This window comes from Streptomyces gelaticus (assembly GCF_014649535.1).
In the GTDB taxonomy this organism is placed as follows: domain Bacteria; phylum Actinomycetota; class Actinomycetes; order Streptomycetales; family Streptomycetaceae; genus Streptomyces; species Streptomyces gelaticus.
In genome coordinates, this window is record NZ_BMTF01000022.1 from 96328 (window position 1) to 118318 (window position 21991).

Here is a 21991-nt window from a genome sequence, read left to right on the forward strand (position 1 = left end):
CGCCGGACGGGCTTGATGAGTCAAGCCCGTCCGGCGTTGTCGTAGGCGGCGCCTATCGTGGCAGGGGACGGCGGCAGCACGGACGAAAAAGCGGGACGGACCCGGGGGACAGAGCGATGAGCACGACGGGCGGGACCATGGAAGAGACCGAGAGCGACGCACGGCGGACGCTGCACAAGGTATTCGGGTACGAGGCGTTCCGCGGCGAGCAGGAAGCGATCGTCGACCATGTGGTGGCCGGCGGGGACGCCGTCGTGCTCATGCCGACCGGTGGCGGCAAATCCCTCTGCTACCAGATCCCGTCCCTGGTCAGAGCGGGTACAGGCATCGTCATCTCCCCCCTGATCGCCCTGATGCAGGACCAGGTGGACGCGCTGCGCGCGCTCGGGGTGCGGGCCGGCTTCATCAACTCCACGCAGGATTTCGACGAGCGCCGTTCGATGGAGGCCCAGTTCGTCGCCGGTGAGCTCGACCTGCTCTACCTGGCCCCGGAGCGGCTCCGGCTCGATTCCACTCTCGCGCTGCTCTCGCGCGGCGAGATCTCCGTCTTCGCGATCGACGAGGCGCACTGCGTGGCCCAGTGGGGTCACGACTTCCGGCCGGACTATCTGGCCCTCTCCGTCCTCGGCGAGCGCTGGCCCGACGTACCGCGCATCGCCCTGACGGCGACCGCGACCGACGCCACGCACCAGGAGATCACCCATCGTCTGGGCATGCCCGACGCCAAGCATTTCGTCGCCAGTTTCGACCGGCCCAACATCCAGTACCGGATCGTGCCGAAGGCCGACCCGAAGAAGCAGCTGCTCTCCTTCCTCAAGGACGAGCACGCCGGGGACGCGGGCATCGTCTACTGCCTCTCGCGCAATTCGACGGAGAAGACCGCCGAGTACCTCTGCCGCAACGGCATCGAGGCCGTCCCGTACCACGCGGGGCTCGACGCGGGCACGCGCGCCGTCCACCAGTCCCGGTTCCTGCGCGAGGAGGGCCTGGTCGTCGTCGCGACCATCGCCTTCGGCATGGGCATCGACAAGCCGGACGTACGCTTCGTCGCCCACCTCGACCTGCCGAAATCGGTCGAGGGCTACTACCAGGAGACCGGCCGCGCCGGCCGTGACGGACTGCCGTCCACGGCCTGGATGGCGTACGGCCTCCAGGACGTCGTCCAGCAGCGCAAGCTCATCCAGGGCGGCGAGGGCGACGAGGCGTTCCGCCGCCGCGCGGCCTCCCACCTCGACTCGATGCTGGCCCTGTGCGAGACGGTCCGGTGCCGCCGCGCCCAACTGCTGACGTACTTCGGCCAGGAGCCCACCGCGGCGGACTGCGGCAACTGCGACACCTGCCTCACCCCGCCCGAGAGCTGGGACGGCACGGTGGCCGCACAGAAGCTGCTGTCGACCGTGGTGCGGCTGAAGCGGGAGCGCGGGCAGAAGTTCGGCGGGGGCCAGATCATCGACATCCTGCTCGGCCGCAGGACCGCCAAGGTCATCCAGTTCGACCACGACCAGCTCTCGGTCTTCGGCATCGGCGACGAGCTGTCCGAGGCCGAATGGCGCGGCACCGTACGGCAGTTGCTCGCCCAGGGGCTGCTCGCCGTCGAGGGCGAGTACGGCACGCTGGTGCTCACTCAGGAGAGCGGCTCGGTGCTCGGGCGGCAGCGTGAGGTGCTGCTGCGCAAGGAGGCGCCGAAGCCCGCGTCGCGCTCCACGAAGGCCGAACGCAAGCCGAAGTCGCAGGCGGCCGCCGCCGAGCTGGCCCCCGAGGCCGTCCCGGTCTTCGAGGCGCTGCGGGCCTGGCGGGGCGCCCGGGCGAAGGAGCAGGGCGTCCCGGCGTACGTCATCTTCCACGACGCAACCCTGCGCGAGATCGCCACGGTGCGGCCGGACTCGGTGTCCGCGCTGAGCGGGATCAGCGGCCTGGGCGAGAAGAAGCTGGCGACGTACGGGGAGGGGGTGCTGGAGGTGCTTGCGACGTTCGGGGCGGCGACCCCTGCGGAGGCTCCGGCCCGCGAAGCCACCCCCGCACCGGCCCCGTCGGCTCCCGAATCGGACCCCGAGTTCGGCTGGGACGAGGAGCCGCCCGAGTACGAGTGAGGGCGGTACACGAGGGGCGGCGGCCCGGTTACTCCGGGGCCGCCGCCCGGCGGCGTGCGGTGATCTCGGTGAGGTCGAGATCGACAGGGAAGGGAACGGAGACCTTCATCCGGTCGTGGAAGATGCCGGTGGAGGTGTAAGCCCCGGTCGACGGCTCCAGCTCGAAGACGTAGACCACCGCCCGGTCGTCGTGATTCTCCACCCGCCAGTAGTGCGGGATCTTCGCCCGCGCGTACTTCATGGGCTTGGTCTCCCGGTCCCGGGTCAGGGATTCCGGGGAGACGACCTCGATGGCCAGCTGTACGGACTCGGCGGGGAAGCGGGTCTGGCTCGGATCCTGGATGATCTCGCCGTCCACGACGATCACATCGGGTTCGGGCCGGTTGTAGCGGTCGATGTCGATGGTGAAATCGCGTACGACTTCGAATTCGTGCGGTGCCAGCGACTGCAACTGCCAATTGAAGAAGTCGACCGCTCGCATGTGGAAGAGGGTCTGCGGACTCACGAAAACAAGGCTCCCGTCGATCAGCTCCGTGTGCGGAGGCAGATTCGGGAGTGTGTCCAGGTCATCGGCGGTCCAGCCGCCTACGGGCGGAACCGCCCACCGCGGCTCGGGGGCCTCGGGTTCGACGCTCATCAGTGCTCCCATGACGCAGAGTCTTGTGGGACTTTTCAGCGTATCCGTCGGAAACGGGAGAGGGCTCCCCCGAACGTGTGAACGCCCGTGCGAAGCTGACGCGCGGGCGCCCCGCGCCCGCCGTCCCCGTCAGTCGTCGCCGAAGCCGCCTTGGCTGCCGTGCCTTCTGCTGCCGTTCCGGTTCGCCCTGTCCTCGCGTACGTTCCGGTACACCGCGTCCGCGGTCCACTCCTCGTCCACCAGGTCGCGCATCGCCCACTGCTTCCGCAGGCCGCCCCGGGTCACCGTGCCCGAAAGGCCGACCGCCGAGACCAGCGCGGCCAGGGTCCGGCTGCGCGGGTCCGGCCGGCCTGTCCGGTGACCCGGCCCTGGAGCTCCAGCTCCCTCAGGACCGCGCCCGCCGTCCCGTACTTCAGGAAACGGCCGGAGCACTGCGGCTTGCCGCGCTGCGGGTCCGGTGCGAGCAGCAGCAGTTCCTCGGGGAGCGTGAGCTCCGGGCGGGCGGCATCATGACGCGGGAACGATCCGGCCCGTGACCTCGCCGAGTCCCACCCGCGTGCCGTCCGGGCCCGGGGCCCAGGCGGTCATCGTCACCGTGTCGCCGTCCTCCAGGAAGGTGCGCTTGCCGTCCGGGAGGTCCAGCGGGTCGCGGCCGTTCCAGGTCAGCTCCAGGAGGGAGCCGCGCTGACCGGGCTCGGCGCCGCTGACCGTGCCGGAGCCGTACAGGTCGCCGGTGCGCAGCGAGGCGCCGTTCACCGTCATCTGGGCCAGCATCTGGGCCGCCGTCCAGTACATCGTGGCGAACGGCGGCTCGGCGACCACCTGTCCGTTGATCGCGACGGAGATCCGCAGGTCCAGGCCGCCGGCCTCCTCCTCGCCGGCGTCCTCCAGATAGGGGAGCAGCGGGAAGTCGCGGGCCGGGGGAGCGATGCGGGCCGACTCCAGGGCCTCCAGGGGTGTCACCCAGGCCGATACGGAGGTGGCGAAGGACTTGCCGAGGAACGGGCCGAGCGGGACGTACTCCCAGGCCTGGATGTCGCGTGCCGACCAGTCGTTGAGCAGGCAGAGACCGAAGACGTGGTCGCGGAAGTCGCCGAGCGGGACCGGGCGGCCCTGCTCGGAGCCGACGCCGACGACGAAACCGACCTCGGCCTCGATGTCCAGCTTGACGGAGGGTCCGAAGACCGGGGCCGCGTCGGTCGGCGCCTTGCGCTGGCCGGACGGGCGCACCACGTCCGTGCCCGAGACGACGACGGTGCCGGACCGGCCGTGGTAGCCGATCGGGAGGTGCTTCCAGTTGGGCGTCAGCGCCTCGGCGTCGGGCCGGAAGATCTTGCCGACGTTGGTGGCGTGGTTCTCGCTCGCGTAGAAGTCGACGTAGTCCGCGACCGCGTACGGCAGATGGAGCGTCACGGAATCGACCGGGTGCAGCAGCGGTTCGATGTCCGCGCGGTGCGCCGGGACCGTCACCCACGCGGTCAGCGCCCGCCGGACGTCCCGCCAGGCGGTGCGGCCCGCCGAGAGCAGCGCGGTCAGGTCCGGCTGCGCGAGGAGCTGCGCGTAGGGCGAGCCGAGCGCGTGCGCCGCGGCTCCGGCGTCCAGTACGTGGTTGCCGATGCGGACGCCGACCCGGCGGTCCTCGGGGTGGTCGGGGGTGGAGAACACTCCGTAGGGAAGGTTGTGCGGACCGAAGGGGTCGCCCTCGGCCAGATCGAGCGGGCTGCTCTGCTCGGGCATGTGGTGCTGCCTCGCTTTCCAGGTCGCTTGGGGGACACGTTACGTCGGCGCCACCCTCTCGCGGGAGTGTCCCAACCGCCCCTGATGCCCGGAAAGTTCCGCCGTGCCCCGGGTGTCCGGGGCACGGCGGTGGGTCCGGTTCAGCCCGCCGTACGCGGGATCCGCTTCTCCCAGGTGCGGTGGAAGACGACCTCGTCGCCCTCCTTGCAGACCACTTCGTCGGAGGTGATGAAGTCGCTGTCGTCCGCAGCGATCTCGGAGCGCGTCTCGATCCGTACGTCCCACGCCAGCTCCGGCCGGTGCAGCCGGATCGCCCAGTCGGAGCGGGTGCGTGCGGAGAGCGGGTCGTTCTCCTGGATCGTGTACGTCTCCAGGGCGTCCTCGGTGAATTCCAGGCCGTCCGGGTAGACGCGGGTGCCGCCGTAGCGCGGGTCGACCTCCAGCCGCCATTCGCCCTTGGCGACGTCGCGGACCACCAGCCGCTCCGGGCGCTGTTCGTCGAGCGTCACCGGGTACACGACGCCGAGCGGCTCCGACTGCTCCGGCTCCTCGAACCCGATTGCGGGTTCCTCGACGGCCCGGCGCACCGGCAGTTCGACGAGGCTGCCGTCCGCGTCCAGGGTGAAGCCGACCGACCCGGCCTGCGGCCAGATCCACGGCCAGTACGAGGAGGAGACCGCGAGCCTGATCCGGTGGCCGGGCGGGAAGGTGTGCCCGATGCCGTTCAGCTCGAAGGTCACGTCCTCGGTGCCGCCCACCGGCCAGTCGTCCGCGCGGTCGCGGCCACCCCGGGCGGAGAGGTTGAGCGCGCCCCGGGTGACCAGGGTCGAGGAGCCGTCCGGCGCGATGTCGCAGAGCCGGGCGATCGCCTGGCCGCGCGGCACGTCCATCCGGATGCGCAGCTTCACCCGGGGACGGCCGAGGATCTCGATCGGGGCGCCCTCGACCGGGAACTCGAAACAGACCGACTTGGCGTCCTCGTCGCGCTGGTCGGGCGGCAGGTCGGCGTCGTTGCCGAACGGGAAGAAGCGCCCGGCGTCCAGCCCCGTCTGCTGCGGCGAGTCGACGATCTGCGGGCCGCCACCGAGGGCGTACGCGACCGGCTCGATGTTCGGGGACGGCCAGCTGTTCTCGCCGGCCCAGCGGCCCGGCAGCGTCTCGTACACCGTGGCGGGGCGGTGCGAATCGCTGATCCAGGCCCGCAGCAGCGGCTCGGACATGACGCCGGTGTCCTTGTCCTTCAGGTGCTGGTCCCACCAGCGCAGCGTCTCCTGGAGGAAGCCGATCGACGGGCCCGGCGGCAGCCCGCGGTCCGGGTACTGGTGCGACCACGGCCCGATCAGCCCGCGGACCCGGTCCGGGGCGAGGTGCTCGACGAGCCGCAGGACGGTGTCGCGGTACGGGTCGTGCCAGCCGCCCACCGCGAGGACCTTCGCGCGGATCGCGGAGTAGTCCTCGCAGACGCTGCCGTGCTTCCAGTAGCCGTCGCGGGTCTGGTGCGCCAGCCAGGTGTGGATGAAGGGGTCGACGGCCTCCAGCCGCTTCAGCCACATGTCCTTCCAGCCCTCGCCGACCTGCGCCGGGTCCGGCGGCCGGGAGACGAAGGCCAGCATGGTGGCCGCCCAGGCGTGCATGTCGACGGCGAGGACCGAGCCGCCCATGTAGTGGACGTCGTTGTCGTAGCGGTCGTCGGTCGAGCAGACGGTGACGACCGCCTTCAGCGGTTCGGGCGCCAGCGCGGCGATCTGGAGCGAGTTGAAGCCGCCCCAGGAGATGCCGAACATGCCGACCCGGCCGGAACACCACTCCTGCTGGGCCAGCCAGTGGATGACAGCGACGCCGTCGGCCAGCTCCGTCGCGTGGTACTCGTCGCCCGGCAGGCCCTCGCTGTTGCCGTGCCCGCGTACGTCCACCCGGACGGAGGCGTAGCCGTGGCCCGCGTACCAGGGGTGGCGCTGCCAGTCCCGCGGTGCCGTCCAGTCGCTCAGCCGGTAGGGCAGGTACTCCAGCAGCGCGGGTACCGGTTCGTCGGTGACGGGCCGCCAGATCCGGGCGTACAGCCGGGTGCCGTCCGGCAGCGGGATGCGGACGTCCTCACGGGTGGTCTCGTACGGGAACGTGGTGCGGATGTGCATGGCGGTACCTCAGTGGACGGGGTGCATGGTGCGCTTGAGCCAGGGTGCGGCGGCCATCACGGCCACACCGGCCACCACCGCGATCGCGCCATTGACACCGAAGTAGGCGGGGTTGGAGACCTCGCCGTACAGCTTCACGACTTGGGCCTGGATGCCGTTGGCGAGGGCCAGCGAGAGGAACCAGAGCGCCATCGTCTGGCTGGCGAACGCCTTGGGGGCGAGCTTGGTGGTCGCGGACATGCCGGAGGTCTCCAGCAGGACGTCGCCGAGTCCGAGCAGCAGGTACGAGCCGACGATCCACCAGGCGGCCATCTTGAAGGTGTCGCCGGAGTGCCCGGAGGTCGGCAGCACCATCAGCAGGAAGGACAGCCCGCCGAGGATCACCCCGATCGCGATCTTGTTGGAGGCGTGCGGCTGGCGCGGACCCATCCGGGCCCAGACGGTGGCGACCACCGGGGCGAGCGCGACCTCGAAGGCGCCGAGCGCGGAGGCGTACCAGCTCGCCGGGAAGTGGAAGCCGAGGATCTCGGTACGGGCGTTGGTCGACGCGAGCAGCATCATCGTCGAGTACGCCTGGAACAGGATGAAGTTGAAGACGACGGAGGCCAGGAAGAGCACCACGTACGGGCGCAGCCTGCCGCGTTCCTCGCCGGTGACCCGGGGGCTGCGGAACATCACCACGAAGTAGACGACCGGCGCGATCACCGAGATCAGGGTGAGCAGGTCGACGAAGCGGTCCATGGTCAGCCAGCCGGCCAGGGCGAGCGCGGTGGCGACGGCGGCGACGACGACGGCGCCGGCCACGATCAGTCGAACGGCGCGGCGCATGGGTGCCGGTGCCAGCGCGAATTCGGCGCCGTGCGTTCGCCCGGACAGGTGACGCCGGCCCAGCACGTACTGGATCAGGCCGAGGGTCATGCCGAAGGCTGCGGCCGAGAAGCCCCAGTGCCAGCTCGCGTGGTCCCCGAGCCAGCCGGTGACCAGCGGGCCGAGGAACGCCCCGATGTTGATGGCCATGTAGTAGAGGGCGAAGCCGGCGTCGCGGCGCTCGTCGGCGGTGCGGTAGAGCTTGCCGACCATGGTCGCCACATTGGGCTTGAGCAGACCGGTCCCGGCGCTGATCAGACCGAGGCCGACCCACGTCATGGTGTCGGTGGGCACCGCCATGGCGTAATGGCCGCAGGCGATGAGGATTCCGCCGTACAGGACGGCGCGGTACGAGCCGAGGATCCGGTCCGCCAGCCAGCCGCCGGCGACGGAGACCAGGTAGACGAGGGTGCCGTAGGCGGCCGAGACCGAAGCCGCGGTGCCCGCCTCCATGCCCATCCCGCCGCGGGCGACGGTGTCGGCGAAGTAGAGGACCAGGATCGCCTGCATGCCCAGGAACGAGAAGCGTTCCCAGACCTCCAGACCGGACAGGGTCATCAGCCCTCGTGGCTGGCCGAAAAATGCGTGGTCGTCTTCGGGCGGCGGCTGACTCGGGTCGGTGGCGGTGGCCGTGTGGGACAAAGGGAGAACTCCTGATCGTATGAGCTGATCCCGAACATACCGGCGGTGGCGGGAAGGCGCCCACGGTGATCCAAAGGGGACCGGATACGCTGACTTGAGTGATGACAGCGACACATCGACATTCCGTGTGATCGTCAGCAGACAGGAGATCCCCTCGTGACCGTCGTCGGGCCGTTCGGGCTGAGCGTGCGGGACCAGGCACTTGAGGCCGATGTCCAGGCCGGGTTGGCTGCTGTCGAGTCCGGGCTGCTCGATGCCACCAAGAGCGGCGTGCCCTTCATCACGGAGGCCGCGCAGCATCTCGTACGCGCCGGGGGCAAGCGCTTCCGGCCGCTGCTGGCGATGCTGGCCGCCCAGTTCGGCGACCCGGACGCGCCGGGCGTGGTGCCCGCGGCCGTCGTCGTCGAGCTGACGCACCTCGCGACGCTCTACCACGACGACGTGATGGACGAGGCGGACGTGCGCCGCGGTGTCCCCAGCGCCAACAGCCGCTGGGACAATTCGGTGGCCGTGCTGACCGGCGACTTCCTCTTCGCCCGCGCCTCGCACATACTGGCCGACCTCGGCCCGGAGGCCGTACGCATTCAGGCGGAGGCGTTCGAGCGGCTGGTCACCGGCCAGATCCTGGAGACCGCGGGGCCGGGCGACGGCCGCGACCCGGTCGAGCACTACCTGGAAGTGATGCAGGGCAAGACCGGCTCGCTGATCGCGGTGGCCTGCCGGTTCGGCGCGATGATGGCCGGCGCGGACGAGTCCGCGGTCGACATCCTGACCCAGTACGGGGAGCGGCTCGGCGTCGCCTTCCAGCTCGCCGACGACGTGCTCGACATCGCCTCCGACTCCCACGAGTCCGGCAAGACCCCGGGCACCGACCTGCGCGAGGGCATCCCGACACTTCCGGTGCTCCACCTGCGGGCGCAGGCGGAGGCCGACGGGAAGCCGGAGGACCTGGAGCTCGTCGAGCTGCTCGACGGCGACCTCAGCGACGACGCCCGGCACGCCGAGGCGCTGCGCAGGCTGCGCGCCCACCCGGCACTGGAGCAGGCCAGGCGCGACACCGTCCGGTACGCGGAGGAGGCGCGCGCGACGCTGGCGCCGCTGCCCGAGGGCTATGCGAAGGCCGCGCTGCGGGAGCTGTGCGACGCGGTGGTGCACCGCGCGGGTTGAGCGGCTGTCCGGGCGTCCCCTACTGGACGGGGGAGCGAGTGCCGTGCGGTGTCATACCGAAGAGGTACGCGGAGTTGCTCCCGGGGGCTGACGCTTCCGTGCCGCCGGTTTGGTCAGATGGAGAACAACCACTCCTGACCAAACCGGGTGAGAATGGCGGCGCGGAGTGGACGAGTGCAACCGGACGGAAGCCGCCGACCACGGAGGTAGGGCACACATGGCACCGAACGACAGCGCAGGGACCGACGGTGGGACCAGGGGCACCGCCGCGGGCCGCCGCAAGGCGGCGCGCTACATCGTCCCGGTCGCGGTGGCGGGAGTCGCGGCCGCGACGATCGGGCTCGTCCCGGCGCTCGCGAGCTCCGGCGACCCCGATCTGCCGAAGATCAGCGCACAGGAACTCATCGAGAAGATCGCCGCTTCGGACACCGAGCAGCTCTCCGGCACGGTGAAGATCAGCACGGACTTCGGCCTTCCGTCGCTCGGCGGTCTGGCGGAATCCTTCGCCCCGGGCGGCGCGGGCGGCAAGGGCGGTTCGAGCGCCGACCCGCAGGAGCGGATGACGGAGCTGGCCTCCGGCACGCACACCCTCCGGGTGGCGGCCGACGGCCCCGACAAGCAGCGGCTGTCGATCCTGGACAACGCCTCCGAGTACAGCCTGATCCGCAACGGCGATCAGGTCTGGGCGTACGACAGCAAGTCCGACCAGGCGTACCACGCCACCGAGGACCGGGCCGGGAAGGACGCCGGGAAGAAGTCGGCGCACCAGGTCCCCGAGGGCGTGCCCACCACCCCGAAGGCACTCGCCGAGCAGGTGCTGAAGGCCGCCGGTCCCACCACCTCGGTGACGGTCGACGGCACCGCGCAGGTCGCCGGACGCGACGCGTACCAGTTGGTCGTCAAGCCGAAGCAGAGCGGCTCCACGATCGGTTCGGTCACGGTCGCGGTCGACGCGAAGAACGGCGTGCCGCTGAAGTTCACGCTGCTTCCGGCCGACGGCGGCAAGGCCGTCGTCGACGCCGGCTTCACCAAGGTCGACTTCTCGAAGCCGGACGCCTCCTCGTTCACCTTCACCCCGCCCAAGGGCACCGAGGTGACCGAGGCCGACGAAGCGAAGGCGCCGCACAAGGCCGACAAGGGCCTCGACGGCCTGATCCCGGGCGCCGAGCAGCTGGGCTCCGGCGACCAGGGCGCCAAGGACACCAAGGTCATCGGCGAGGGCTGGAACGCCATCGCCGAGATCACCACCCCGGGCGGCACCGGCCTCCCGCCGAAGGCGTCGGGCGACGTCCCGGCCGAGGCCCAGCAGTTCCTGGACGCGCTGGGCGACAAGGTCTCCGGCAAGTTCGGCTCGGGCACGGTCTTCAAGACCCGCCTGATCAACGCCCTGATGACGGACGACGGCAAGGTGTACGTCGGCGCGGTCACCAAGGACGCGCTGGTCCAGGCGGCGAACAACGCCTCCTGACACCGGGGCGCGCCGCGCTTCCCGCACCGCTCACCCGCCCCGCCGTACGCTCCGTACGGCGGGGCGGTCCGCCGCAGGGCCTGTGGCAGTTCGACGACAGACCCTGGCCCGTCCGGCGGACGGGCCCTGCCCGACCCATGGGGAGTACGCATGACAGAATCCGGCACCGTCATCGAACCGACAGCGGTCACCGAACCGGGAGCCGTGATCGAGACCCGGGGCCTCACCAAGCGCTACCGCGGCGGCCAACTCGCTGTCGACGGCCTCGACCTCAGCGTCCCCGGCGGCAGCATCTTCGGATTCCTCGGCCCCAACGGCTCGGGCAAGACCACCACCATCCGGATGCTGATGGGCCTCATCGAGGCGACTTCCGGCTCCGCGCAGCTGCTGGGCCATCCCGTGCCGGGCGCCGCCCGCACCGTGCTCCCGCAAGTCGGGGCGCTGATCGAAGGGCCCGCGCTGTACGGCTTCCTGAGCGGCCGGGACAATCTGCTGCGCTACGACTCCGCCGACCCGACCGCCGATCCGCGTACCCGCCGGGCCCGGGTGGGGCAGGCCCTGGACCGGGTCGGGCTGGCAGCGGCGGCCGGGAAGAAGGCCAGGGCGTACTCGCTCGGCATGAAGCAGCGCCTGGGCCTCGCCGCGGCCCTGCTCCAACCGCGCCGGCTGCTCGTCCTCGACGAGCCGACCAACGGCCTGGACCCGCAGGGCATGCGGGAGATCCGCGCCCTGGTCAGGGAACTGGCGGCGGACGGCACCACCGTCTTCCTCTCCTCGCACCTCCTCGACGAGATCGAGCAGGTCTGCACACACGCCGCGGTGATGGCCAGGGGCCGGCTCATCACCCAGGGCCCGGTCGCGGAACTGGCCGCGGGCGCCCGAGGCCGACTGGCCGTCACCACCCCCGACCCGGGCGAGGCCGTCCGGGTCCTGGCGGAACTGGGCATCACCGGGATCACGGTCGACGGCGACCGGGTGAGCGCCGAGGCCCCGCCGGGCGACGTGGAACTCGCCGACCTCAGCGCGGCGCTGGTGCACGCCGGCGTACGTCTGAGGTCCTTCGGCGTCCAGCGGGCCTCGCTGGAGGACGCCTTCGTCGCACTGACCGGAGAGGGTTTCGATGTTGCAGGCTGAAGCCGCAGTCGCCGGATCGGGAAGGGCGCCGAGCCCGCTGTGGACCTTCGGGATCCTCCGCTCCGAACTGACCACCACACTCCGCCGCTGGCGCACCCTCGCGCTGCTCGGGGTGCTGGCCGCCGTGCCCGTGCTGATCGGCATCGCGGTGCGGATCGAGACGAACGACGGCTCCTCGCCCGGACAGGGCGGTGGCGAGGGAGGCCCGGCGTTCCTCTCCCAGGTCACCAACAACGGACTCTTCCTGGTCTTCGCCGCCCTCGCCGTGACGCTCCCGGTCTTCCTGCCGATGGCCGTCGGGGTCGTAGCGGGCGACTCGGTCGCGGGCGAGGCGAGCGCGGGAACGCTGCGCTATCTGCTGGTCGCCCCGGCCGGCCGCACCAGGCTGCTGCTGACGAAGTACGCCTCGGTGCTGGTGTTCTGCCTGGTCGCGACCCTGGTCGTGGCCCTTTCCGCGCTCGCCGTGGGCGCGCTGCTCTTCCCCGTCGGTGAGGTCACCACCATCTCGGGGACGCGGATCGGCTTCGGTGAGGGGCTGTTGCGGGCCGGGCTGATCGCGGTGGTGGTCGCGGCGTCGCTGACCGGGTTCGCTGCGGTCGGCCTGTTCGTCTCGACCCTCACCGGCAGCGGAATCGCGGCCATGGCCGCCACCGTCGGGCTGCTGATCACCGTCCAGATCGTGGACGGCATCCCGCAGTTGAGCGCGCTGCACCCGTATCTCTTCCCGCACTACTGGATGTCGTACGCGGATCTGCTGCGCGCCCCCGTCTACTGGGACGAAGTGGTCAAGAACCTGGGCCTTCAGGGCTTGTACGCGGTGGTGTTCGGCTCGGCGGCCTGGGCCCGTTTCACGGCGAAGGACATCACCGCCTGACGCACGGGGTGCAACGCCCCACTCGCGCCGTCGGCCGGGCGAGCCGTCCCCCGATCGGCTCGTCGCGGCACGAACGGTGCGAACGGTGCGAATTGCGGGACGGCGCGACACGGCACGTTCCGTTTCCGCCTGGATATTGTTCGACCTCTGGCGACGGGCTGTCAACAAGGGCCGATTCAAACGCGCTTATGCTCACCGAATGATCACATCGCCGAGTTCGCAGCGCCGCAGCGAGAGATCACGGAGAGCGATCCTGGAGGCCGCTCTCGAACTGTGCACGGAGAAGGGGTACGGCCGCGTCACGGTCGAGGCCATCGCGGCCAGAGCGGGCGTCAGCAAGAAGACGATCTACCGCTGGTGGCCCTCGAAGAGTGCGGTGATCCTGGAGGCCTTCACCGACGCACTGGTCGGCACGACACCGTTCGCCGACACCGGCGACATCGCCGCCGATCTGCGGGCCAATCTGGCGGGCGGGGTGAAGCTCATCTCCACGCCGCCCTTCGGGCCCGCGTACGCCGGGATCCTCTCCGAGATGCACCACGACGACGAACTCGCGCGGACCGTCCGGGCGAAGCTGGTCGATCCCCGCTTCGATGAGGCGGTCGCCCGCCTGCGCCGGGCCCAGGAGCAGGGCCAGATCCCACCGGACGCCGATCTTCCGCTGGCCGTGGAGATGCTGTACGGCCCGATGTACTACCGCCATGTCCTGCGCAAGCCGATACAGGACGAGGAGGAGATCGCGGCCCTGGTCGCCCATGTGCTGCGGGCGATCGGGGTGCCGCCGGAGCCGTGAGGCCGGGGCGGCTGTCAGACGGGCGTGTGAGCATGCGGCGCATGGGAAATCTGTACGACTACTTCAGCGCACCGGACGACGCGACGGCACTGGCCGCCTTCGACCAGGGGATCGAGGCGACCGGTCTCCCGCTGCTCCCGGTCAAGGAGATCGACCCGTACGTGCAGTTGGGACAGGCCGAGGGCATGCTCACCGGCACGCCGTACGACGACGTCACCTCGCTCCCGCGCTTCAACCGGCTGCTCAGCTCCCCGGAGGACGACTCCCGCTGGCTGGTCACGCTCACGGACGAGCTGCGCGACGCCCTCGTGGCCGCGAGACCCGGCGCCTTCGCCGCGGTGGCCGAAACCTGGTCGAACATCGAGGAGTTCGGGGGCTGCTTCCCGCCCGGGGAACTGGCCGACGTCCTCATCGGGCTGTCGGACCTGGCCGAGGCGGCACGGACCCGGCCCGAGCCGCACCGGCTCTACTGCCTGATGTCGCTCTGACACCCCGCCGGCCGGCACGGACGGCTCAGCCGAACACCCGCTCAAGCACCTCCGCGACCCCGTCGCCCTCATTGGACGACGTGACCTCGTCCGCGGCGGCCCGCAGTTGCGGATGGGCATTGGCCATGGCCACGCCGTACCCGGCCGTCCGGAACATCGGCAGGTCGTTGGGCATGTCCCCGAAGGCGATCGCGGAGTCGGCGGCCACGCCGAGGTATTCGGCGGCCAGCGCGAGCCCGGTCCCCTTGTCGATGCCGTACGGCTGGAGTTCGACCGTGCCGGGGCCGGAGTGCGTGACAGTGGCGAGATCGCCGACGGCATCGCGGGCCGCCTCGGTCAGCGCGTCGTCCGTGAGCTCCGGGTGCCGGATGAGCACCTTCACCACGGGCGTGGACCACAACTCGTGGCGGTGCCGGGTTCGTTGGGCGGGCAGCGCCGGATGGGGCATCGCATACCCCGGTTCGATCAGGGTCCGCCCCTCGGTCCCGTCCTGGTCCACGGCCGCGAAGACCGGACCCACCTGGGCCTCGATCTTGCCGAGTGCGGTGTCGGCGGCCTCCCGGTCGAGGGTGAGCGCACGCACCAGCCGCCCGGACCCGGCGTCGTACAACTGGGTCCCCTGACCGCACACCGCCGGTCCCCGGTAGCCCAGCCCGTCGAGCAGCCCGCGTATCCCGGGCACCGGCCGCCCCGTGACCACGAGATGCCGGGCCCCGGCGCGGGCGGCCAGCGCGAGCGCGGCGCGGGTGCGGGGGCTCACGGTGCCGTCGCGGCGCAGCAGCGTGCCGTCCAGGTCGGTGGCGACGAGGGCGTATGCGGGTGTGGGCATGGCACCACCCTAAGACCGACCGGCAATTGGGGGGCGGCGTCGCGGGGCTGGGCACGCGCGTCTGCGGCGTTGTCGTCAATCACCATGGCTCCGCCATGCCTCAATCCTCCGCCTTGCAGCCGCATGCACCCAGCCCCGCTCCTTCTCCCACCCCCCAATTGCCGGTCGGTCCAAGAGCGGCCGGAGCGCGGACCGGCGCGCGTTGACAGGGCCCTGCCGGGATGCGTGTAATGAACCCGGTGTCGCGTGACGCCGGCCAAAGAGCAGTGGGCCGGCCGGTGCTCGGGCGAACACCCTTCACCGAGGGGCCCGTCATGAGTTCGTACTCCGCGCCCTGTATCTGACGCACCTGTATCCGACGTAGCGGCGACCGACCGCTCGTCGCACTCTCCCGTCCCGCATGCCCCGGCACCGTGCACCGCCACGGGCCGCGCATCGCGCTCACCCGTTCCTCAGGTCACCGCGGCCCCGGCCGCGCCCTGACCTGCGCCCCTGGAGGCACAGAACGCATGCCCACATCTTTCGATCAATCCGTCATCGAGGAGTTCCGCGCCAACGGCGGGAAGGTCGGTGGTCCCTTCGAAGGCGGGGACCTGCTCCTGCTGACCACCACCGGCGCCAGGTCGGGGAAGGAGACCACCACGCCCCTCGGCTACGTCCGCCACGGCGACGCGCTGCTGGTCGTCGCCTCCAACCTCGGCGCACCACGCCACCCCGACTGGTACCGCAACCTGCTCGCGCATCCTGTGGTCCAGGTGGAACTCGGCGCCCGTACGTTCGAGGCCCTCGCGGTCCCCACGGAGGGGGCCCGGCGCGAGGAACTGTTCGCGCACGCCGTGAGGGCGGCGCCCGGATACGCCGACTACCAGGCCCGGACCACCCGGCGCCTCCCGGTCGTGGTGCTGGAGCGCGCCGAGCCAGAGGGCTGGGAGCCGCCCCGCGAGGTCACCACCCTCGCTGCCAAGCTCATGGAGGTCCACACCTGGCTGCGGGCCCAGTTGTGCCAGGTGAAGACGGAGGTGGACGCCCACTTCGTCGCACGGGCCGCCCACCGGGGCCCGGGTGCGCCCCCGGCTCCGGGCCTCGGGCTCCAGATCAGGCAGCGCTGCCTGGCGTTCTGCCAGTCGCTGGAGTTCCACCACACCAGCGAGGACCAGCACCTGTTCCCCGGCATCGCCCGCCACCACCCGCACCTGACGGACACCTTCGCCCGGCTCGCCGGCGAACACCGCACGGTCGCCCGTATCCAGAGGGGGCTGGTGGCCCTGCTGACGGACATCGGCATCGCCGATCCCGAGCGCTTCCACGCCGAGCTGGACCGGATGTCCACGGAGCTGAACGCACACCTCGACTACGAGGAGGAGCAGATCCTGCCGCTGCTGGCCGATGTCCCGTGGCCTCCCGCACCGCCTCCCGGCCCTTCGTCGTGAGTCACTTTGCGCAATCGTCGACCACGCATGGTAATCGTGGCGCGAGGGTGCACCGGGCGCCCTCGTGACGGCCGGGAGAACCCTCATGCGTCGCGCTCTCACCGCGTTCGGCACCCTCGCCGCCGTGGCCGTGCTCTCCGTATCGGTCACCCAGTCGGCAAGTGCCGCCACTGGAGACCTGATCATCAACGGGCAGGTTCACACCAGCCCCTCCGGGTGCTTCAACTCCGACCGCTGGCCGCTCTCCGTCGGGAACAGGACCGATGAACTGGCGCTGATCTTCACGGAGCCGGACTGCTCCGGCCTGCTCATCGGGATCGTCCTGCCGGGGGACTCTCAGGTGTCGGAGTTCGGCGCGAGCGTCTTCGTCCACTGACCCTGCCGGGCACTCTTCCCCTCGTGGGCCCCGGTGGTCCTCGTGACCGCCGGGGCTCATGACGATAGTGTCGATAGTTCATAGTTTCCTGAATTCACGAATCAATGTACTGTCGTCATGTGCTGACACTCGCCGCTGACATCGAAGTGCTCGCGCGGTTCGGCCGCGCCCTCGCCGACCCCATCCGCTGCCGCATCCTGCTCGCGCTGCGCCGAGCGCCGGCCTACCCGGCCGACCTCGCCGACACTGGAGATCTCCCGCACCAGGCTGTCGAACCACCTGGCCTGCCTGCGTGACTGCGGCCTGGTCGTCACCGTGCCCCACGGACGGCGCACCCGCTACGAGCTCGCCGACGAACGCCTCGGCCACGCACTGGACGACCTGAGGGCGGCCGTGGTCGCCGTCGAGGCCGACAAGACCTGCCCGGATGCCGACGAGAAGGGCTGCTGCTGAATGTCCGCGATATCCCTCGGCCCCGGCCCGGCCCGCCGTGACGTACTCACCCGGCGCATACGCCTGCTCGTCGCTGCGACCATCACCTACAACGTCATCGAGGCAGTGGTCGCGATCGCCGCGGGCACCATGGCCTCGTCCACCGCACTGATCGGCTTCGGGCTCGACTCTGTCATCGAAGTCTCCTCCGCAGCTGCCGTCGCCTGGCAGTTCTCCGCCCGCGACCACGCCGTCCGCGAAGCCCGTGAGCAGCGCACCCTGCGGATCATCGCCGTCTCCTTCTTCGCCCTCGCCCTGTACGTCGCCGTCGACTCCGTCCGCGCGCTGGCCGGAACCGGGGAGGCCGGCCACTCCGTCCCCGGGATCGTTCTCGCCGCGCTCTCGCTGGCGATCATGCCGTTCCTCTCCGCCGCCCAGCGCAGGGCCGGCCGGGAACTCGGCTCCGCCACCGCCGTCGCCGACTCCAAGCAGACCCTGCTCTGCACCTACCTCTCCGCCGTGCTCCTGGCCGGCCTGCTGGTCAACCTGCTGTTCGGCTGGTCCTGGGCCGACCCGATCGCCGCCCTCGTCATCGCCGCCATCGCCGCCAAGGAAGGCCGCGACGCCTGGCAGGGCAAGGGCTGCTGCGCGCCCAACGCAAGCGCCGCGACGCCGACCGAGGTCGAGGGAGCCGACCTCTGCGGATGCCGTCCCGGCTGCGACTGCTGCACCTGAGCCGCCGCGACGCCCGGTGTCGACCGGCCCGCTTCCCGGTCGGCACGACGCCGCCGGGTCCCGGGGGAGGGAGCCGTGACGGGGCCCTGGCCAGCACGTTCTACGCTGTTCTGCAGATCCGGCATGGGGAGCGAGCAGACATGAGCGACGACGCGCGGGAGCTGGCCGAGGTACAGCGCCGGCACTGGCAGAGCACCTACACCGCCCATCCGGGCATGTACGGCGACGCTCCCTCGGCCCCCGCCGCCCACGCCGCCCGGGTCTTCCGCGCGGCCGGGGCGGTCGACGTACTGGAGATGGGCGCCGGCCATGGCAGGGACGCCCTGTACTTCGCCCGTGAGGGCTTCACCGTCCGGGCGACCGACTTCAGCCCCGTGGGCCTGGACCAGCTCCGGCGCGCGGCGCAGGATCAGGGCGTCGCCGAACGGGTGACCACCACGGTCCATGACGTACGCGAGCCGCTGCCGCTGCCGGACGCCTCCGCCGAAGCGGTCTTCGCGCACATGCTGCTGTGCATGGCCCTCTCGACCGAGGAGATCCACGCCCTGGTCGGCGAAGTCGGCCGCGTCCTGAAGCCGGGCGGGACCTTCGTCTACACGGTCCGTCACACCGGCGACGCCCACTACGGCTCAGGCACTGCCCACGGCGACGACATCTACGAACACGGCGGTTTCGCCGTGCACTTCTTCCCCCGCCGGCTGGTCGACTCCCTCGCCGACGGCTGGACCCTCGACGAGGTCCACGCGTTCGAGGAGGGCGACCTGCCCCGCCGCCTGTGGCGCATCACCCAGACCCTCCCGCGGTGAACGCCCACCCGGTACCGGCCGCCGACATCACCGTCGACGGCACCGGCCTGCTGTGCGTCACACTCCTGCTGCGCCTGCGCAAGCAGATCGACGCCGCACCACCCGGAACCGTGGTGCACGTCGTCGCGACCGACCCGGCCGCACCCCTGGACCTGCCTGCCTGGTGCCACATGACCGGTCACGACTACCTCGGACCGGTGCCCGGCGAACGCCCGGTGTACGCAATCCGGCTGACCGCCGACGCGCGCCCCACCCGCCCCGACGCACCCTGGCACATCGAACCGACGGACTGACACAACGACCGGGGCGGCCCGGCATTCGCGGGTCAGGGGTAGTTTTGACGGCTCCTTGAACCGAACCGAAGTGAATCGACCGACCGAGCCGCTTCCGAGCGGTTGAAAGGCTGTGCCGTGCGAGTGAGAGTGAAGGACTTCGACCACCTGGTGCTCAACGTGCAGGACGTCGAACGATCCCTGGAGTTCTACTGCGGCCCCCTCGGCCTGGAGCCGATCAAGGTGGACGAATGGCGGGCGGGGGAGTTCCCGTTCCCGTCGGTGCGGGTCAGCCCGACGATGATCATCGATCTGCTGGGCCGTCCGCGTCATGAGTCGAACGTCGACCACATCTGCCTGGTCGTCGAGCCGCTGGACTGGCAGGAGGTCATCGACGCGGGCACCTTCACCGTGCTGGAGGGCCCGGTCTCCCGCTCCGGAGCCCGGGGCGAGGCGCAGTCGGTGTACGTCCGGGACCCGGACGGCAACACCGTCGAGCTGCGCTGGTATCCGCAGGATGCGGTGGGGGACTGACCGGGCGGGCGCACCGCCGGGCCGCCCACCGCGGACGCACGAAGCGCCCCGGTTTTACTTGCGGCCCAGCGCGGCGCGTATGGCCTCGCCGTCCGGGCTCTTGGGTTCGGCGAGGTTGACCGCCTGATCGACGAGCCACGTGCCGCGTTCGCCGGGGACGAGCCGCAGCGCGGTGTTCACGGTCATGCCATCGCCGACGTCGACGGTCACCCGCAGTCCGATTCCCGCCGGGTGCGGACCGAACTCCTCGACGTCGACCGCACCACCAGTGCTCACCCGTGCGTCCGAGCGGTCGCGGAGCCGGGGCGTACTGGTGATTTCGATGCACTCGGCGACGGTGTCCGCCCCCCAACTCCGCCGCAGGCGTTCGGTCCGGGCTTCGCAGGCGGCCTTCCAGTCCTGATCCACCGAGGCCTGCTGATAGGCCCGTGCGGCCTCGATCGCAGCCGCCGTGGACTCCTTGCTTTTACCGCCGCCGGTGTCGTCGTCACCGTCGCAACCGGCCAGTGGCAGGGTCACCGCCATCACGAGCACCCCAGCGGCACGGCCCATCCGAACAGCCATGCCCTGTCCCCCTCACCCCTCGGCAGCCGTCTCCCCAGCGCCGTTCGGAGGATTACAGCACAGAGCCGGAGCTCGGCTGCCCGGACGAACCGGCCCAGCGGTCAGATGGTGTCGAACTCCCCGGCCTTGACGCCTGCCACGAACGAGGCGAACGCGTTGCTATGGATCGCCAGCACCGGGCCCTGCGGGTCCTTCGAGTCGCGTACGGGAACTATGCCGGTGGCGGACACCCTTGCCGGGGCCCACTCGACGCAGGAACCGCCGCTGCCGCTGTAAGAGGACTTGAACCAGAAGGGGGAGGGAGAGTCGGTCATCACGGGGTGCCCTTTCGTGCCTCGTCGATCATGGCCACGGATGCCGCCTGGGAGAGCGCCGCGGCTTGAAGCTGATGGTAGGACCTCACCAGAGGCAGTACGGAGGTGATCTCCCTGTCCAGATGCCCATTGGTCTCGGACTCCACGTAGGACATCACGGAACGGTCGGGCAGGGTCAGTAGATTCACCAGCCGGTTGAACGGGCGATGCTCGCCCATGGCGTAGGGGGCCAACTGAAGCATGGTGTTCGGCTGTTCGGCGAACTCCACCAGGTGGGCCAACTGACGCTCCATGACCTCGCCCCCTCCGATCGCACGACGGATGCAGCTCTCGTCCAGGACCACGATCACCATGGGTGGGACGCGGCGCGCCAGGGCCGCTTGCCGTTCCACCAGGGACTCGACCCGCTCCGAGGCCTGTTCGGGGGTGAGTGTGCCCCGCTTCACGTGTCCCTCTTCGATGGCTGTCGCGTACTCCGGCGTCTGGAGCGGCCCGGGAATCACCCCTACGTCAAACATCCGGATCTCCGCCGCGCGGGCCTCCTGCCCCAGGTACTCCGGGAAGCCCTCCAGCAGGCTGCCGTGCCGGATCTCCCCCCATGCGCGCTCGAACGACTCTGTGGTTCCTGTGAATCCGAAGACGGTATCCAGGCTGCGTGAGAAACGGAGTGTTGGCGGTTTGCGGCCAGTTTCGACTGCGGAGATGTGTCTGCCCGAGTAGCCCGCTAGTCCGGCAAGCTCGTCCTGCTTCCAGCTGCGAGCCTCGCGTGCACTGCGAAGGCGTGCCCCGAAGGCCGCCTCCGGGCTTGCTTCAGGGTTTAACTCCTTGCGGTTTACCAACGTGCCCTCCATATCTGGAACGTTGAAGACTCCTTCGACCCTAAGCCACGCTGATCCCCCTTGGTAGCGGAACCGTTACGGAGAGGAGTGGCCTGTGTCTGTGGGAGACGGTCCCCCGAGCGAGCAGAAGCCCTCACAAGTCCCCGCCACCGGCTCGCTGTTGGTGGACACCAGTCGTAGTGACCAGGTCGGGGAGTTCCGGGGGACGGCGGGCCCGTACTGGTCGTTGCGGCCGGTCGGTGGTGGTACGGAGTGGGAGGCGGAACCCGCAAGTCTGCGGGCGCCGAGTCCCATGGAGCGGTTGCGGGCCGAGATCGCGCGGTGCAATGCCCGGAGCGAGGGGCGGATTCTGTGACGTGCGAAGTGAACGTGCGGCCCGACCGGACGAGTTACCGGTGCGAGGCGCTCGCCGAAGGGTTCGTGTGCGGCAGCGACGAAATGGCGCGGTACGTACTGGGTGTCTTCTGGACGATTTCGCCCGTCCTCGCGCTGCGGTGGCTCGGCGGCCGGGCGCTGTGGATCGCGGACCGGCTCGACCCTGATCCGCAACGGTCGGCGTGGGTGCGGCCGTTCATGCTTCTGCCGGTCGCCGCCCTCGCCGTCGACCGCCCTGCGGAACTCCGCACCTGGTACGAGGACCGCGAGAGCCAACGTGCCGCCCACGCGCACATCAAGAGCGGCAACCCCCTGCTCGTCGTCGTCCCCGACGTTGACTGCGCGTACACGCTCTCCGTGCGCCCCGTATGAGCCGTTCGCCGGGCGTACGGCTCTGACTCGGGCCGGTCGAGGGGGACGGACTGCCCACGGGCAAGGGCGTCCGGGTCCGGC

Annotated in this window: 25 protein-coding genes and 1 pseudogene; 16 read left to right on the forward strand and 10 right to left on the reverse strand. The window is 70.6% G+C overall.

What is annotated here, in order from left to right; all coding sequences use genetic code 11:
* Positions 1–116 precede the first annotated feature (116 nt).
* Positions 117–2090, forward strand: coding sequence for a DNA helicase RecQ (gene recQ, locus IE107_RS26685; RefSeq protein WP_189546887.1), 1974 nt, complete (start codon positions 117–119; stop codon positions 2088–2090).
* A gap of 28 nt (positions 2091–2118) precedes the next feature.
* Here the strand turns inward: recQ and IE107_RS26690 are convergent, their stop codons facing one another.
* The 6 genes from IE107_RS26690 to IE107_RS26710 all read right to left on the reverse strand — a co-directional run bounded on the left by IE107_RS26690 (position 2119) and on the right by IE107_RS26710 (position 8108).
* Positions 2119–2727, reverse strand: coding sequence for a Uma2 family endonuclease (locus IE107_RS26690; protein WP_189546920.1), 609 nt, complete (start codon positions 2725–2727; stop codon positions 2119–2121).
* Between the two features lie 129 nt (positions 2728–2856).
* The gene (locus tag IE107_RS35810) at positions 2857–2979 is read right to left on the reverse strand and encodes a hypothetical protein (RefSeq protein WP_268246620.1); all 123 of its coding nucleotides are present in this window, start codon (positions 2977–2979) and stop codon (positions 2857–2859) included.
* A gap of 29 nt (positions 2980–3008) precedes the next feature.
* Positions 3009–3200: a GPP34 family phosphoprotein gene (locus tag IE107_RS26695; protein WP_189546921.1), complete on the reverse strand. Its 192-nt coding sequence runs from the start codon at positions 3198–3200 to the stop codon at positions 3009–3011.
* Between the two features lie 34 nt (positions 3201–3234).
* Positions 3235–4464 (reverse strand): fumarylacetoacetase, encoded by a 1230-nt coding sequence (fahA, locus tag IE107_RS26700; protein ID WP_189546888.1) that lies wholly within the window; start codon positions 4462–4464, stop codon positions 3235–3237.
* A 140-nt stretch (positions 4465–4604) separates the two neighbouring features.
* Complete coding sequence (locus IE107_RS26705; RefSeq protein ID WP_189546889.1) at positions 4605–6599, reverse strand: CocE/NonD family hydrolase; 1995 nt, start codon at positions 6597–6599, stop codon at positions 4605–4607.
* A gap of 9 nt (positions 6600–6608) precedes the next feature.
* On the reverse strand, positions 6609–8108 hold the full coding sequence (locus IE107_RS26710) for a peptide MFS transporter (RefSeq protein ID WP_189546890.1): 1500 nt from the start codon (positions 8106–8108) through the stop codon (positions 6609–6611).
* 156 nt (positions 8109–8264) lie between these two features.
* Between IE107_RS26710 and IE107_RS26715 the strand changes: the two genes are divergently transcribed.
* The 6 genes from IE107_RS26715 to IE107_RS26740 all read left to right on the forward strand — a co-directional run bounded on the left by IE107_RS26715 (position 8265) and on the right by IE107_RS26740 (position 14032).
* Positions 8265–9275, forward strand: coding sequence for a polyprenyl synthetase family protein (locus IE107_RS26715; protein WP_189546891.1), 1011 nt, complete (start codon positions 8265–8267; stop codon positions 9273–9275).
* A gap of 217 nt (positions 9276–9492) precedes the next feature.
* Positions 9493–10743: a LolA family protein gene (locus IE107_RS26720; protein ID WP_189546892.1), complete on the forward strand. Its 1251-nt coding sequence runs from the start codon at positions 9493–9495 to the stop codon at positions 10741–10743.
* A 150-nt stretch (positions 10744–10893) separates the two neighbouring features.
* Positions 10894–11877 (forward strand): ABC transporter ATP-binding protein, encoded by a 984-nt coding sequence (locus IE107_RS26725; protein ID WP_189546893.1) that lies wholly within the window; start codon positions 10894–10896, stop codon positions 11875–11877.
* Positions 11864–12751: an ABC transporter permease gene (locus IE107_RS26730; protein ID WP_189546894.1), complete on the forward strand. Its 888-nt coding sequence runs from the start codon at positions 11864–11866 to the stop codon at positions 12749–12751. The genes IE107_RS26725 and IE107_RS26730 overlap by 14 nt, the downstream gene beginning before the upstream one ends.
* 199 nt (positions 12752–12950) lie before the next feature.
* Entirely contained in the window at positions 12951–13544 is a 594-nt protein-coding gene (locus tag IE107_RS26735) for a TetR/AcrR family transcriptional regulator (protein ID WP_189546895.1), read from the forward strand.
* A 41-nt stretch (positions 13545–13585) separates the two neighbouring features.
* The gene (locus tag IE107_RS26740) at positions 13586–14032 is read left to right on the forward strand and encodes a hypothetical protein (RefSeq protein WP_189546896.1); all 447 of its coding nucleotides are present in this window, start codon (positions 13586–13588) and stop codon (positions 14030–14032) included.
* A gap of 25 nt (positions 14033–14057) precedes the next feature.
* Here IE107_RS26740 and IE107_RS26745 read toward each other — a convergent pair whose 3' ends face one another.
* Positions 14058–14861 carry an HAD family hydrolase gene (locus IE107_RS26745; protein WP_189546897.1) on the reverse strand — a complete coding sequence of 268 codons (804 nt, stop codon included), beginning with the start codon at positions 14859–14861 and terminating at the stop codon, positions 14058–14060.
* A 509-nt stretch (positions 14862–15370) separates the two neighbouring features.
* Here IE107_RS26745 and IE107_RS26750 point away from each other — a divergent pair.
* From IE107_RS26750 to IE107_RS26780, 7 genes and pseudogenes are all read left to right on the forward strand, one after another.
* Positions 15371–16291: a nitroreductase/quinone reductase family protein gene (locus IE107_RS26750; protein ID WP_189546898.1), complete on the forward strand. Its 921-nt coding sequence runs from the start codon at positions 15371–15373 to the stop codon at positions 16289–16291.
* A gap of 85 nt (positions 16292–16376) precedes the next feature.
* Positions 16377–16667, forward strand: coding sequence for a hypothetical protein (locus tag IE107_RS26755; protein ID WP_189546899.1), 291 nt, complete (start codon positions 16377–16379; stop codon positions 16665–16667).
* 119 nt (positions 16668–16786) lie between these two features.
* Positions 16787–17120: pseudogene (locus IE107_RS26760) on the forward strand (ArsR/SmtB family transcription factor).
* Entirely contained in the window at positions 17121–17834 is a 714-nt protein-coding gene (locus IE107_RS26765) for a cation efflux transmembrane domain-containing protein (protein ID WP_189546900.1), read from the forward strand.
* Positions 17835–17974: 140 nt separating this feature from the next.
* Entirely contained in the window at positions 17975–18640 is a 666-nt protein-coding gene (locus tag IE107_RS26770; protein WP_189546901.1) for a class I SAM-dependent methyltransferase, read from the forward strand.
* Positions 18637–18933 carry a sulfurtransferase TusA family protein gene (locus tag IE107_RS26775; protein WP_189546902.1) on the forward strand — a complete coding sequence of 99 codons (297 nt, stop codon included), beginning with the start codon at positions 18637–18639 and terminating at the stop codon, positions 18931–18933. The genes IE107_RS26770 and IE107_RS26775 overlap by 4 nt, the downstream gene beginning before the upstream one ends.
* A gap of 123 nt (positions 18934–19056) precedes the next feature.
* Positions 19057–19446: a VOC family protein gene (locus IE107_RS26780; protein WP_189546922.1), complete on the forward strand. Its 390-nt coding sequence runs from the start codon at positions 19057–19059 to the stop codon at positions 19444–19446.
* A 54-nt stretch (positions 19447–19500) separates the two neighbouring features.
* On the opposite strand, the gene IE107_RS26785 is transcribed toward IE107_RS26780, so the two are convergent.
* The 3 genes from IE107_RS26785 to IE107_RS26795 form a co-directional block, all read right to left on the reverse strand.
* A complete protein-coding gene (locus IE107_RS26785; protein ID WP_189546903.1) occupies positions 19501–20010 on the reverse strand; it encodes a hypothetical protein in 510 nt (169 codons plus the stop codon).
* A gap of 101 nt (positions 20011–20111) precedes the next feature.
* The gene (locus IE107_RS26790) at positions 20112–20324 is read right to left on the reverse strand and encodes a DUF397 domain-containing protein (protein WP_189546904.1); all 213 of its coding nucleotides are present in this window, start codon (positions 20322–20324) and stop codon (positions 20112–20114) included.
* Positions 20324–21175, reverse strand: coding sequence for a helix-turn-helix domain-containing protein (locus IE107_RS26795; RefSeq protein ID WP_189546905.1), 852 nt, complete (start codon positions 21173–21175; stop codon positions 20324–20326). The genes IE107_RS26790 and IE107_RS26795 overlap by 1 nt, the downstream gene beginning before the upstream one ends.
* Before the next feature lie 82 nt (positions 21176–21257).
* Between IE107_RS26795 and IE107_RS26800 the strand changes: the two genes are divergently transcribed.
* Both IE107_RS26800 and IE107_RS26805 read left to right on the forward strand, forming a co-directional pair.
* The gene (locus IE107_RS26800; protein WP_189546906.1) at positions 21258–21518 is read left to right on the forward strand and encodes a hypothetical protein; all 261 of its coding nucleotides are present in this window, start codon (positions 21258–21260) and stop codon (positions 21516–21518) included.
* On the forward strand, positions 21515–21910 hold the full coding sequence (locus IE107_RS26805; RefSeq protein ID WP_189546907.1) for a hypothetical protein: 396 nt from the start codon (positions 21515–21517) through the stop codon (positions 21908–21910). Before IE107_RS26800 ends, IE107_RS26805 begins: the two co-directional genes overlap by 4 nt.
* Positions 21911–21991 lie beyond the last annotated feature (81 nt).

Excerpts from the sequence above, each read along its gene's own strand:
- recQ (WP_189546887.1), top strand. The coding sequence starts at position 117 with ATGAGCACGACGGGCGGGACCATGGAAGAGACCGAGAGCGACGCACGG.
- IE107_RS26690 (WP_189546920.1), bottom strand. The coding sequence starts at position 2,727 with ATGAGCGTCGAACCCGAGGCCCCCGAGCCGCGGTGGGCGGTTCCGCCC.
- IE107_RS35810 (WP_268246620.1), bottom strand. The coding sequence starts at position 2,979 with ATGCGCGACCTGGTGGACGAGGAGTGGACCGCGGACGCGGTGTACCGG.
- fahA (WP_189546888.1), bottom strand. The coding sequence starts at position 4,464 with ATGCCCGAGCAGAGCAGCCCGCTCGATCTGGCCGAGGGCGACCCCTTC.
- IE107_RS26705 (WP_189546889.1), bottom strand. The coding sequence starts at position 6,599 with ATGCACATCCGCACCACGTTCCCGTACGAGACCACCCGTGAGGACGTC.
- IE107_RS26720 (WP_189546892.1), top strand. The coding sequence starts at position 9,493 with ATGGCACCGAACGACAGCGCAGGGACCGACGGTGGGACCAGGGGCACC.
- IE107_RS26725 (WP_189546893.1), top strand. The coding sequence starts at position 10,894 with ATGACAGAATCCGGCACCGTCATCGAACCGACAGCGGTCACCGAACCG.
- IE107_RS26730 (WP_189546894.1), top strand. The coding sequence starts at position 11,864 with ATGTTGCAGGCTGAAGCCGCAGTCGCCGGATCGGGAAGGGCGCCGAGC.
- IE107_RS26735 (WP_189546895.1), top strand. The coding sequence starts at position 12,951 with ATGATCACATCGCCGAGTTCGCAGCGCCGCAGCGAGAGATCACGGAGA.
- IE107_RS26740 (WP_189546896.1), top strand. The coding sequence starts at position 13,586 with ATGGGAAATCTGTACGACTACTTCAGCGCACCGGACGACGCGACGGCA.
- IE107_RS26745 (WP_189546897.1), bottom strand. The coding sequence starts at position 14,861 with ATGCCCACACCCGCATACGCCCTCGTCGCCACCGACCTGGACGGCACG.
- IE107_RS26750 (WP_189546898.1), top strand. The coding sequence starts at position 15,371 with ATGCCCACATCTTTCGATCAATCCGTCATCGAGGAGTTCCGCGCCAAC.
- IE107_RS26755 (WP_189546899.1), top strand. The coding sequence starts at position 16,377 with ATGCGTCGCGCTCTCACCGCGTTCGGCACCCTCGCCGCCGTGGCCGTG.
- IE107_RS26765 (WP_189546900.1), top strand. The coding sequence starts at position 17,121 with ATGTCCGCGATATCCCTCGGCCCCGGCCCGGCCCGCCGTGACGTACTC.
- IE107_RS26770 (WP_189546901.1), top strand. The coding sequence starts at position 17,975 with ATGAGCGACGACGCGCGGGAGCTGGCCGAGGTACAGCGCCGGCACTGG.
- IE107_RS26785 (WP_189546903.1), bottom strand. The coding sequence starts at position 20,010 with ATGGCTGTTCGGATGGGCCGTGCCGCTGGGGTGCTCGTGATGGCGGTG.
- IE107_RS26790 (WP_189546904.1), bottom strand. The coding sequence starts at position 20,324 with ATGACCGACTCTCCCTCCCCCTTCTGGTTCAAGTCCTCTTACAGCGGC.
- IE107_RS26795 (WP_189546905.1), bottom strand. The coding sequence starts at position 21,175 with ATGGAGGGCACGTTGGTAAACCGCAAGGAGTTAAACCCTGAAGCAAGC.